12 protein-coding genes are annotated in these 11,616 nt (G+C 70.0%); 6 read left to right on the forward strand and 6 right to left on the reverse strand.

The genetic code is table 11. From position 1 onward, the window contains the following. Nucleotides 1-43 precede the first annotated feature (43 nt). Nucleotides 44-718, forward strand: coding sequence for a FadR/GntR family transcriptional regulator (locus ACGFNH_RS00115; protein WP_393650682.1), 675 nt, complete (start codon nucleotides 44-46; stop codon nucleotides 716-718). Here ACGFNH_RS00115 and ACGFNH_RS00120 read toward each other — a convergent pair. The 3 genes from ACGFNH_RS00120 to fabG all read right to left on the reverse strand — a co-directional run bounded on the left by ACGFNH_RS00120 (nucleotide 693) and on the right by fabG (nucleotide 2,708). Next, the gene (locus ACGFNH_RS00120) at nucleotides 693-1,025 is read right to left on the reverse strand and encodes a hypothetical protein (RefSeq protein WP_393650683.1); all 333 of its coding nucleotides are present in this window, start codon (nucleotides 1,023-1,025) and stop codon (nucleotides 693-695) included. The genes ACGFNH_RS00115 and ACGFNH_RS00120 overlap by 26 nt on opposite strands. A 193-nt stretch (nucleotides 1,026-1,218) precedes the next feature. After that, nucleotides 1,219-1,998, reverse strand: a complete 780-nt coding sequence (gene fabI, locus ACGFNH_RS00125) for an enoyl-ACP reductase FabI (RefSeq protein WP_393650684.1) — start codon at nucleotides 1,996-1,998, stop codon at nucleotides 1,219-1,221. A 5-nt stretch (nucleotides 1,999-2,003) separates the two neighbouring features. Beyond that, nucleotides 2,004-2,708, reverse strand: coding sequence for a 3-oxoacyl-[acyl-carrier-protein] reductase (gene fabG, locus ACGFNH_RS00130; protein WP_393650685.1), 705 nt, complete (start codon nucleotides 2,706-2,708; stop codon nucleotides 2,004-2,006). Nucleotides 2,709-2,884: 176 nt separating this feature from the next. On the opposite strand from fabG, the gene ACGFNH_RS00135 reads away from it, so the two are divergent. The 5 genes from ACGFNH_RS00135 to ACGFNH_RS00155 all read left to right on the forward strand — a co-directional run bounded on the left by ACGFNH_RS00135 (nucleotide 2,885) and on the right by ACGFNH_RS00155 (nucleotide 8,346). Then, a complete protein-coding gene (locus ACGFNH_RS00135) occupies nucleotides 2,885-4,408 on the forward strand; it encodes a TldD/PmbA family protein (protein WP_393650686.1) in 1,524 nt (507 codons plus the stop codon). Continuing rightward, nucleotides 4,405-5,796, forward strand: a complete 1,392-nt coding sequence (locus ACGFNH_RS00140) for a metallopeptidase TldD-related protein (RefSeq protein ID WP_393650687.1) — start codon at nucleotides 4,405-4,407, stop codon at nucleotides 5,794-5,796. Before ACGFNH_RS00135 ends, ACGFNH_RS00140 begins: the two co-directional genes overlap by 4 nt. 60 nt (nucleotides 5,797-5,856) lie before the next feature. After that, on the forward strand, nucleotides 5,857-7,284 hold the full coding sequence (tyrS, locus tag ACGFNH_RS00145; protein WP_393650688.1) for a tyrosine--tRNA ligase: 1,428 nt from the start codon (nucleotides 5,857-5,859) through the stop codon (nucleotides 7,282-7,284). A 233-nt stretch (nucleotides 7,285-7,517) separates the two neighbouring features. Next, the gene (locus tag ACGFNH_RS00150; RefSeq protein ID WP_393650689.1) at nucleotides 7,518-7,892 is read left to right on the forward strand and encodes a DUF3099 domain-containing protein; all 375 of its coding nucleotides are present in this window, start codon (nucleotides 7,518-7,520) and stop codon (nucleotides 7,890-7,892) included. Between the two features lie 229 nt (nucleotides 7,893-8,121). Then, a complete protein-coding gene (locus tag ACGFNH_RS00155; RefSeq protein WP_393650690.1) occupies nucleotides 8,122-8,346 on the forward strand; it encodes a hypothetical protein in 225 nt (74 codons plus the stop codon). On the opposite strand, the gene moaA is transcribed toward ACGFNH_RS00155, so the two are convergent. The 3 genes from moaA to ACGFNH_RS00170 all read right to left on the reverse strand — a co-directional run bounded on the left by moaA (nucleotide 8,329) and on the right by ACGFNH_RS00170 (nucleotide 11,445). Beyond that, complete coding sequence (gene moaA / locus ACGFNH_RS00160) at nucleotides 8,329-9,318, reverse strand: GTP 3',8-cyclase MoaA (RefSeq protein ID WP_393650691.1); 990 nt, start codon at nucleotides 9,316-9,318, stop codon at nucleotides 8,329-8,331. The genes ACGFNH_RS00155 and moaA overlap by 18 nt on opposite strands. A gap of 160 nt (nucleotides 9,319-9,478) precedes the next feature. Further along, nucleotides 9,479-11,098, reverse strand: coding sequence for a cation acetate symporter (locus ACGFNH_RS00165; RefSeq protein WP_393650692.1), 1,620 nt, complete (start codon nucleotides 11,096-11,098; stop codon nucleotides 9,479-9,481). Continuing rightward, nucleotides 11,095-11,445 (reverse strand): DUF485 domain-containing protein, encoded by a 351-nt coding sequence (locus tag ACGFNH_RS00170; RefSeq protein WP_393650693.1) that lies wholly within the window; start codon nucleotides 11,443-11,445, stop codon nucleotides 11,095-11,097. The genes ACGFNH_RS00165 and ACGFNH_RS00170 overlap by 4 nt, the downstream gene beginning before the upstream one ends. Between the last annotated feature and the right edge of the window lie 171 nt (nucleotides 11,446-11,616).

Genomic DNA, 11,616 nt, shown 5'->3' on the forward strand with positions numbered 1-11,616 from the left:
GCTGTCCAATCGTCCGACGCCCCGTCTCACGTTCCGGAGAGTCATGCCGCTGACCACCACCCGCCGCTCCGCGCTCTCCGATCAGGTGATCACGGCTCTGCGGAACCAGATCACGTCCGGCGAGTGGCCGGTCGGCTCCCGCATCCCGACCGAGTCCGAGCTGGTCGAGCAGCTCGGCGTGGCCCGCAACACCGTCCGGGAGGCCGTACGCGCCCTCGCGCACAACGGGCTGCTCGACATCCGGCAGGGCTCGGGCACGTACGTGATCGCCACCAGCGAGCTGGCCGGCGTCATGCACCGGCGCTTCGCCGGGGCCGACCCGCGCCACATCGCCGAGCTGCGCAGCACCCTGGAGGCCTCCGCCGCGCGGCTCGCCGCACAGCGCCGCACCGAGCGCGATCTGCAGCAGCTCGACGCCCTGCTGCGGCGGCGCGAGGAGGCGTGGGAGTCGGGGGACGCGGAGGCGTTCGTCGCGGTCGACAGCACGTTCCACCTGGCGGTCGTGGCGGCCTCGCACAACGACGTGATGTCCGAGCTCTACGCCGACCTGGGCGATGTCGTACGCGAGTGGCTGCGCAGCGATGTGGGGCGCGAGCTGCGTCCCGAGCGCCATGTGGATCACGCCCGGCTGGTCGAGGCGATCCGGGCCGGTGACGCGGAGACCGCGGGCGCCGAGGCGGCGAGCTACGCGTTCATGTGCCAGAGCGGTGGTGAGTGACCCAGGCCCTGCGGATCTCCATCCAGCAGCGGCCCGTCATCTCGACGGTCTCCGCGGGTCCGGCCTCGGCGGGCTCGGTGTCCACGTCCGGGTCCCACCAGCGCTCGCATTCGATGTGCAACTGGACGGAGTCGCTCACGGCATACGGATTGTGGCAGCTCACCGTGGCGCGGGAGCCGTGGACGTAGGTCCGGCACGCGGCGCCGAAGGGTTCCCGCTCCGTGCCGGTGCGGGCCACGGCCGCGGGAGGGGCGAGCCCGGCGATCAGCGCCAGGACCATGACGGCGAGACGGCGGAGCGTGCGCAACCCGGGACCTCCTCGGCCGTACCGCGGCGGGACCCGCCGCTGAGCACCACAAGGGGTGAGCACCACAAGGGGGTCGTACTCCGTTCAGCGTGGCCGCCCCGGGGCCGCTCCGCCCCCGGGCTGGCCCGAACGGGCGACGCCCCGGCCTCCGCGGAGGAGGCCGGGGCGTCGGTGCGCTGCGGGGAGCCCGGGATCAGGCGCCCATCATGTGCACGCCGCCGTCGACGTGGACGATCTCGCCGGTGGTCTTGGGGAACCAGTCGGAGAGCAGCGCCACGACACCGCGCGCGGCCGGCTCCGGGTCCGCGAGGTCCCAGCCGATCGGGGCGCGGGTGTTCCACACGTCCGCCAGCTCGTCGAAGCCCGGGATGGACTTGGCGGCCATCGACTTGATGGGCCCGGCCGAGACCAGGTTGCAACGGATGCCCTTGGCGCCGAGGTCACGGGCCAGGTAGCGGGAGGTGGCCTCCAGGGCGGCCTTGGAGACGCCCATCCAGTCGTACTTCGGCCACGCCATCTGCGCGTCGAAGTCCATGCCGACGACCGAACCGCCGCGCTTCTCCAGCAGCGGGAGCACCGCCATCGTCAGGGACTTCAGCGAGTACGCCGAGACCTCGACGGCCGTGGCGACCGACTCCCAGCCGGTGTTGAGGAAGTTGCCGCCGAGGGCGTCCTGCGGCGCGAAGCCGATGGAGTGCACGACCCCGTCGAGCGAGGCGTCCGGGCCGAAGTGCTCGGCGACCTTGCTCGCCAGGCTCTCCAGGTGCTCCTTGTCCTGCACGTCGAGCTCGATCACCGGGACGGGCTTGGGCAGCCGCTTGGCGATCCGCTCGACCAGGCTGAGCCGCCCGAAGCCGGTGAGCACCACGTCGGCGCCCTCCTCCTGGGCGAGCTTGGCGACGTGGAAGGCGATCGAGGAGTCGGTGAGGACCCCGGTGATGAGGAGGCGCTTTCCGGCGAGGATTCCGCTCATGTCGTTCAGTGACCCATGCCCAATCCGCCGTCAACGGGGATGACGGCTCCAGTGATGTACGAGGCGTCGTCCGAGGCGAGGAAGCGCACGGTGGCGGCGATCTCCTCGGGCTGCGCATACCGGCCGAGCGGCACCTGGCCCATGATGTTCTGCCGCTGCTCGTCGTCGAGCGCCCTGGTCATGTCGGTGTCGACGAAGCCGGGCGCGACGACGTTGAAAGTGATGTTGCGGGACCCGAGTTCGCGGGCGAGCGAGCGAGCGAACCCGATCAGGCCGGCCTTGGAGGCGGCGTAGTTCGCCTGGCCCGCCGAGCCGAGCAGCCCGACCACGGAGGAGATCAGCACGACGCGGCCCTTCTTGGCGCGCAGCATGCCGCGGTTGGCCCGCTTCACGACGCGGAAGGTGCCGGTGAGGTTGGTGTCGAGGACGGCGCCGAAGTCCTCCTCGGTCATGCGCATCAGCAGCTGGTCGCGGGTGACGCCCGCGTTGGCCACGAGCACCTCGACCGGACCGTGCCGCTCCTCGATCTCCTTGTAGGCCTGCTCGACCTGCTCGGAATCGGTGATGTCGCAGCGGACGGCGAGGAAGCCCTCCGGCGGCTCACCCGAGCGGTACGTTATGGCGACCTTGTCGCCGGCATCGGCGAATGCGCGGGCGATGGCGAGGCCGATGCCCCGGTTTCCTCCGGTGACGAGAACCGAGCGGCTCAACGGATCACCCTTTCAGTAGTGGTCGGCTACCACGAAAACTATCGTTCCGGGGCCCGCGACGGAGAATCCGGGCCCGACAGGGGCATCCGGCGCACACTGTCGGGTCCCTACAGAAAACACTGGGCAGCCACCCCGGCGACACGACATGATCAGTGCGACGACTACGGGAGGATGCCGTGCCCCATTCCATCGACGAGTCCTTCACGGCGCTGCCGCTGCGCGCGCTCGCCGACGCGGCGCTCGCACGCGCCCGTTCACTGGGCGCCGATCACGCCGACTTCCGGTTCGAGCGGGTCCGCAGCGCCGCGTGGAGGCTGCGGGACGCCAGACCCGCGGGCTCCTCGGACACCACGGACCTGGGGTATGCGGTGCGTGTGGTGCACGGGGGTTCCTGGGGGTTCGCCTCCGGCGTGGACATGACGCCGGACGCGGCGGCGCGGGTCGCGGGACAGGCCGTGGCGATGGCGAGACTGTCGGCACAGGTGATCGCGGCGGCCGGATCGGACGAGCGCGTGGAGCTGGCGGACGAGCCGGTGCACGACGACCGTACGTGGGTCTCCAGTTACGAGATCAGCCCCTTCGATGTGCCCGATGCCGACAAGACCGGGCTGCTGGCCGAGTGGAGCGGGCGGCTGCTCGCCGCCACGGGCGTCGACCATGTGGACGCTGCGCTGCTGACCGTCCAGGAGAACAAGTTCTACGCGGACACCGCCGGCACCTCCACCACCCAGCAGCGCATCCGGCTGCACCCGCATCTCACCGCTGTCGCCGTCGACCCGAAGAGCGGCGAGTTCGACTCGATGCGCACCATCGCCCCACCCGTCGGGCGCGGATGGGAGTACATGACGGGCACCGGCTGGGACTGGGACGCCGAACTCGCGGAGATCCCGGGCCATCTGGCCGAGAAGCTGCGCGCGCCCGGCGTCGAGGCGGGAGCGTACGACCTGGTCGTCGACCCGTCGAACCTGTGGCTGACGATCCACGAGTCGATCGGCCACGCCACCGAGCTGGACCGGGCCCTGGGATACGAAGCGGCCTACGCGGGCACCTCGTTCGCCACCTTCGACCAGCTCGGCACGCTCGAGTACGGCTCCGGGATCATGAATGTGACCGGGGACCGGACCACCGAGCACGGGCTCGCGACCATCGGCTACGACGACGAGGGCGTGGCAGGGCAGTCCTGGGACCTGGTCAAGGACGGCATCCTCACCGGCTACCAACTCGACCGCAGGATCGCGCGGTTGACGGGCTTCGAGCGGTCCAACGGCTGCGCCTACGCCGACTCCCCGGGCCATGTGCCCGTCCAGCGGATGGCGAATGTCTCGCTGCAACCCGCGCCCGGCGGCCCCTCCACCGAGGAGCTCATCTCCGGTGTCGAGCGGGGCATCTACGTCGTCGGGGACCGGTCGTGGTCCATCGACATGCAGCGCTACAACTTCCAGTTCACCGGTCAGCGCTTCTTCCGGATCGAGAACGGCCGGCTCGCCGGGCAACTGCGCGACGTCGCCTACCAGGCCACCACGACCGACTTCTGGGGATCCATGACGGCCGTGGGGGGCCCGCAGACCTACGTCCTCGGCGGCGCGTTCAACTGCGGCAAGGCGCAGCCCGGCCAGGTCGCCGCCGTCAGCCACGGCTGCCCGTCCGCGCTCTTCCGCGGCGTCAACATCCTCAACACCACGCAGGAGGCCGGCCGATGAGCCGTACGACCCCACCGCACGAGGTCGTCGAGCGCGCCCTCGCACTGTCCCGGTCCGACGGCTGCGTGGTGATCGCGGACGAGGAGTCCTCGGCGAATCTGCGCTGGGCGGGCAACGCGCTGACGACGAACGGCGTGACGCGCGGCCGTACGCTCACGGTCGTCGCCACGGTGGACGGCGGGCAGGGCACCGCGTCCGGTGTCGTCTCGCGCAGCGCCGTCACCGCAGAGGAGTTGGAGCCGCTGGTGCGTGCCGCCGAGGCCGCGGCGCGGGACGCGGGCCCGGCCGAGGACGCGCAGCCGCTCGTCGAGGGCGTCCCCGCGTCCGCCGCCTTCACCGAGGCCCCGGCGGAGACCTCGTCCGAGGTGTTCGCGGCCTTCGCGCCGGCGCTCGGGGAGGCGTTCGCGCGGGCTCGCGCGGGTGGCCGCGAGCTGTACGGCTTCGCGCACCACGAGATGGTCTCCAGCTACCTCGGCACCTCCGGCGGGCTGCGGCTGCGCCACGACCAGCCCACCGGCACCCTGGAACTCAACGCCAAGTCCCCGGACCGTACGCGCTCGGCGTGGGCGGGCCGGGCCACCCACGACTTCCGGGACGTCGACCCGGCCGCGATGGACACCGATCTCGCGCGGCGGCTGGCCTGGGCGGAGCGGAGCGTGGACCTGCCCGCCGGTCGCTACGAAACGCTGCTGCCGCCCACGGCCGTGGCCGACCTGCTCGTCTACCAGCTGTGGTCGTCCTCCGCGCGGGACGCGGCCGAGGGCCGCACGGTCTTCAGCAAGCCCGGCGGCGGCACCCGCGTCGGCGAGAAGCTCTCCGAGCTGCCGCTGACGCTGCGCAGCGACCCGCACGAGCCGGGCCTGGAGGCGGCGCCCTTCGTGCTGGCGCACGCCTCGGGCGACGACACCTCCGTCTTCGACAACGGCCTGCCGCTGGCCCCGACCGACTGGCTGCGCGACGGCGAGCTGACCCGGCTGCTCACCAGCAGGCACACCGCCGGGCTGACGGGCCTCCCTGTCGCCCCCGACATCGACAACCTGATCCTCGACGCGGGTGGCACACGCTCGCTGGAGGAGATGGTCGCGAACACCGAGCGCGGGCTGCTGCTGACCTGCCTCTGGTACATCCGCGAGGTCGACCCGGCGACGCTGCTGCTCACCGGCCTGACCCGGGACGGTGTCTATCTCGTCGAGAACGGCGAGGTGACCGGCGCGGTCAACAACTTCCGCTTCAACGAGTCCCCGGTGAGCCTGCTGTCGCGGGCCTCGGAGGCGGGCGTCACGGAGCGGACGCTGCCGCGCGAGTGGGGCGACTGGTTCACGCGGGCCGCGATGCCCGCCCTGCGCGTCCCCGACTTCCATATGAGTTCCGTCAGCCAGGGCGTGTGAACGCACCCCATAGAATCGGCCCAGTCCACCCTTCCGACCGACCTCATCCACAGGAACGCCATGACACGCCTCGGCGACTCCGTCGCTCGCACCCGCGATCTGCTGGTGCAGGACCTCTCCTCCGACAAGACCGTCGAGCATTTGCTCACGGAGACGAAGGCGAGGCGCTATCTGGACCTGTCGGACCTGCCGGCCAAGGAACAGGCGGAGCTGATCGCCTCGCGTACGGTCGAGGTGCTGCCGGCGGTCGCCAAGATGGCCGAGCGGATCGAGGAGCGCCGGGCCGAGGGCCGCGGTCTCCACATCAAGCTCGGTATCGACCCGACCGCGACCGATGTGCACCTCGGCCATGCGGTGCCGCTGATCATCCTCAGCCGCTTCCAGCGGCTGGGCCACGATGTCACCCTGATCATCGGTGACTTCACGGCCAGGATCGGCGACCCCTCCGGCCGTACGGCCGAGCGCCCGCCGCTGACCGACGAGGACATCGCGGCGAACCTCGCCGGCTACCGCGAGCAGGTGCGGCCGTTCTTCGACTTCGAGAAGGTCAGCTTCCGGCAGAACAGCGAGTGGCTCGCGCCGTACACCTTCCCCGAGTTGCTCGGACTGCTCACCCAGGTGCCGGTCTCGACGCTCCTCCAGCGCGACGACTTCCGTACGCGTCTGGCCTCGGGCGCCGGGCTGACGATGACCGAGATGCTGTACCCCATCGCCCAGGGCCTGGACTCGGTGGCGCTGAACTGCGACGTGGAACTGGGCGGCGCGGACCAGCTGCTGAATCTGCAGATGGGCCGCAGGCTCATGGAGCTGAAGGGACAGCAGCCACAGCTCGTCGTCACGATGCCGCTCATCGAGGGCACGGACGGTACCGGCGCCAAGATGTCGAAGTCGAAGGGCAATTACGTCGGTCTGACGGCAACCGCGGACGATGTCTTCGGCAAGATCATGTCGGTGCCCGACCGGCTGATGGAGCCGTATCTGAAGGCCTGGACCGAGTGGACGGACGAGGAGATCGCGCTCGCGCTGTCCCGGATCGAGGGGAAGTCGCTGCACCCGATGGACCTCAAGAAGGTCCTGGCGGGCGAGGTCGTATCGGCGCTGTACGGCGTAGAGGCGGCGATGGCGGCCCGCGCCGGCTTCGTCGCGCAGTTCTCGAAGAAGAGCTTCACCGAGGTCGAGTCGCTGCCGTCGGTCGACGCGGCGGAGCACGGCACCGAGACCGTGGCGGCCGTCCTGACCAAGGTGCTGGAGTTCACGCAGAGCGCCTCGGCCGCCCGCCGCCTCGCCAAGCAGAACGGTCTGCGGCTGGTCGTGGAGGCCGACGGCGGGCAGCAGACGTTCGTGCTCGACGAGGCCGCGGCCACCCGTCCGCTGGCCGAGGCCGTGGAGGGGGTCCTGGCCGATGCCGGCCTGTCCGCGCCCTCGGGCACGGTCTACCTCAAGGCCGGACGGAAGATCGCGGAACTGCGGGGGCTGCCAAGGGCGTAGGGGCCCGCGGGGCTCATGTGGCGGCGGCTGCCGGATGCGTCGCACGGTGCGCGCCGGCGGCCTGTGCCGGGCACGGGGACACTGCCGCGGCCGTGCCGCCCGGCCCGGAACAGGCCCTACGGGACCGGCTCGCCGCGGGGTGACCCGGTCTCGTGGACCGAGGGGCCGCGGCGTACCGTGGAAGATGTCCGGGACCGGGGCGGTACCGGCGGATGCGCAGGTGGTGAAGCGGGATGCGGAAGCACAGCGACCCCGGGGTCTTCCGGATCACCGGGGCCCGCGCGGGGCTGGCCGACGACGTCAGGAGCCGGCAGCGCCGGTATGTCATCTCGATGGTCGTGCGCACGCTCTCCTTCCTCCTGGCCGTGGTCCTGTGGAATGTCGAACGGCATGTGGCGATCGTGGCCCTTGTGCTCGGCTTCGTCCTCCCGTATGTCGCCGTGGTCATCGCCAACGCGGGCCGGGAGAACGCTCCTTCGCTGCCGGAATCCTTCATCACGACGCCGGTCCGGCCGATGCTGGGAAACGGTGCGCAGAGCGGATCGCCCGGGCATGTGTCGGAGCCCAACGGGGCTGAGGAGAACGAGCGGTCGCGGGACGAGAGCTGAATTCGAGCGAGTGTGACCGCAGTGTGCATAGCTCAAGAAAAGCTCAGATCAATCATGTGGATCGGCTGCCCCGGTCAGGGTCCCCCGTGACATACTGCGTACGCGCTCCGCATCCCCCGTCGGAGCGACGGACCGACGCCGGGCGGCTCCCCCCGTGGCTGCCCGGCGTCGCCATGTTCACCGGGGGTCGGGGACGCCGCTCCGCCTGGCGGAGGCAGACTGAAGAACTGTGAACGACGAATCGCCGATCTGCTCGGCCAAGGGATGCCGTACCGCTGCGGTGTGGGTACTGGCCTGGAACAACCCGAAGATTCACACACCGGAGCGCCGGAAGACCTGGCTTGCCTGCGAGGAGCACCGCGAGCACCTCTCGGCCTTCCTCGGCGTACGCAACTTCCTCAAGGACGTCGTACCGCTTGAGGAATGGGAGCGGAATTCAGCCGCCGATGGCTGACATGGGGCGGTCGGGCTGAAGGAAGGACGGGTCGTCAAGCCCGGATCCCGCCTTCTTCCCCCACATCGCGAGCTTCCACTGCTTCGCGATCTCCGCGTCGGGCGCATCGGAGCGCAACAGCTCGCGCAGATCCGTCTCCTCGCGGGCGAACAGGCATGTACGGACCTGACCGTCGGCCGTGAGCCGGGTGCGGTCGCAGGCCCGGCAGAACGGGCGGGTGACCGAGGCGATGACACCGACGCGAGCGGGACCGCCGTCGACCAGCCACCGCTCGGCGGGGGCGGATCCGCGGGCGTCCTCGCCCTCGGGGCTGAGGTTGAAGCGGGTGCGCAGACTGGCCAGGATGTCCCCGGCGGTGATCATGCCGTCGCGCTTCCAGCCGTGCTGGGCGTCGAGGGGCATCTGCTCGATGAACCGCAGCTCGTAGTCGTGCTCCACGGCCCAGGCGAGCAGTTCGGGGGCCTCGTCGTCGTTGAGCCCCGGCATCAGGACGGAGTTGACCTTGACCGGGGTGAGGCCGGCGGCACGGGCGGCGTCCAGCCCGTCCAGCACGTCCTGGTGGCGCTTGCGGCGCGTGAGGGTCTGGAAGACCTCGGGACGCAGGGTGTCGAGCGAGACGTTGACCCGGTCCAGCCCCGCGTCCTTCAGGGCCCCTGCGGTGCGCCGCAGGCCGATGCCGTTGGTGGTCAGTGACATCCGGGGGCGCGGTTCGAGAGCGGCGCATTCCTCGACGATGCCGACGAGGCCGGGGCGCAGCAGCGGCTCGCCGCCGGTGAAGCGGACCTCGGTGATGCCGAGGTCGGTGACCGCGATACGGATGAGGCGGACGATCTCGTCGTCGCTGAGGAGGTCGGACTTGCCGAGCCACTGCAGGCCCTCTTCGGGCATGCAGTAGGTGCATCGGAGGTTGCATCGGTCGGTGAGCGAAACGCGCAGGTCGGTAGCCACGCGACCGTATGTATCCATCAGCACTTGGGCCCCTCCCCCAACTCCTGAACTTCTCCGGCGATCTCTTCCGAGCGTACGTGACGCCTGTGACATCGGCACGGGCCGATGCCACCAGGAACGGTACGGCCGCGTCGTAGATCCCTACGACGCGGCCGCAACCGTCGGTGACCTGCTCCTCAGCGCATCACACGGCGCCGGACCCGGTCAGGGAACGGACCTCCAGCTCCGCGTACTTGCCGGTGTCCGGCTCCTCCTTGGAGAGCAGGGACCCGACCCAGCCGAGCAGGAAGCCCAGCGGGATGGAGATCAGCCCGGGGTTCTCCAGGGGGAACCAGTGGAAGTCCACACCGGGGAACATGGAGGTCGCCTTGCCGGAGACGACCGGCGAGAACAGCACCAGCACGACGGACGAGGTCAGACCGCCGTAGACGGACCACAGCGCGCCCTGGGTGGTGAACCGCCGCCAGAACAGGCTGTAGAGGATCGTCGGGAGGTTGGCGGAGGCGGCGACCGCGAAGGCCAGCGCCACCAGGCCCGCGACATTGAGCCCGCGGGCGAAGACACCGAGCACGATCGCCACCGCGCCGATCCCGATCGCCGCGTAGCGGGCAGCCCTGACCTCTTCCTTGTCGGACGCCTTGCCCTTGCGGATGACGTTCACATACAGGTCATGGGCGAAGGAGGACGAGGAGGCGAGGGTGAGTCCCGCGACGACGGCGAGGATCGTCGCGAACGCCACCGCCGAGATCACCGCGAGCAGGATCGCGCCGCCCGTCGAATCCGCGCCGCCGCCGATCTCCTGGGCCACCAGCAGGGCCGCGGTATTGCCCGCCGGGTTCGATTCGATGATCGTCTTCTGGTCGATGAGCGCCGCGGCTCCGAAGCCCAGGGCCAGCGTCATCAGGTAGAAGGAGCCGATGATCCCGATGGCCCAGATGACCGACTTCCGGGCGGCCTGGGCCGTGGGCACGGTGTAGAAGCGGATCAGGATGTGCGGCAGGCCGGCGGTGCCCAGCACCAGGGCGATGCCCAGGGAGATGAAGTCGATCTTCGACGTCGCCGTGGCGCCGTACTTGAGGCCGGGCTCCAGGAACGCGGCCCCCTTCCCGCTGTGCTCGGCCGCCTCCCCCAGCAGCGTCGAGATGTTGAAGTTGAACTTGAGCATCACCAGGAACGTGATGAGCAGCGTGCCCGCGATGAGCAGGACCGCCTTCACCATCTGCACCCAGGTCGTCCCCTTCATGCCGCCGATCGTCACGTAGAGGATCATCACGATCCCGACGAGGACGACGATGAGGATCTTGCCCGCTTCACTGGTGATGCCGAGCAGCAGGGAGACCAGCGCACCGGCGCCCGCCATCTGGGCCAGCAGGTAGAAGATCGAGACGACGATGGTGGAGGTGCCCGCGGCCGTACGGATCGGGCGCTGGCGCATGCGGTACGCCAGCACGTCGCCCATGGTGAACCGGCCCGAGTTGCGGAGCGGTTCGGCGACGAGCAGCAGGGCGACCAGCCAGGCGACGAGGAAGCCGATGGAATACAGGAATCCGTCGTAGCCGGAGATGGCGATGGCGCCGGCGATACCGAGGAACGACGCCGCCGACATGTAGTCGCCGGAGATCGCAAGGCCGTTCTGGAAGCCGGTGAACTGCCGGCCGCCGGCGTAGAAGTCCTCGGCGCCCTTGGTCTGACGCCCGGCCCAGACCGTGATGACGAGGGTCGCGACGACGAACAGCGAGAAGAGGGTGATGATCAGCGGCCGGTGCTCACTGGTGCCGGCGGCCAGCTGGATGGTCGGGCTCATGACGCGTCACCCTCCATGCGGGACTTGATGGCCTCGGCCCGCGGATCGAGCTTGGCGGCGGCGTGACGCGCATACCACCACGCAATGGCGAATGTGGTGACGAACTGGGCGATGCCGAGGACGAAGGCGACGTTGATGTTGCCGACCACCTTGGTGCCCATGAACCCGCCCGCATAGCTGGAAAGCAGGACGAAGAGCAGATACCAGGTGATGAAGGCGACCGTGAGGGGGAAGGCGAAGGAGCGGTACGCGTGGCGCAATTCGGCGAACTCGGGGCTCGCCTGCACTCCTCGGTACTGCTCCGTACCCTGCGCACCCTCCCTTGTGGGGCTCGGGTCGGTTGACACGGGTCTCTCCTGTGGGAACGGGGACAAATGAGCGGTGATGGCGCGTGCGGCGGGATGAGCTAGATCACTTCCGGATTCGGCATGGTAGGCCCGGGTGGCGGGTTCCGACAGGGGGAGTGGTTGAATTCGACAGGATCGGTCAAGGACAGCCGACACCCACCGCTTCGCGGT

Source organism: Streptomyces sp. NPDC048639 (assembly GCF_043199075.1).
Lineage (GTDB): Bacteria > Actinomycetota > Actinomycetes > Streptomycetales > Streptomycetaceae > Streptomyces.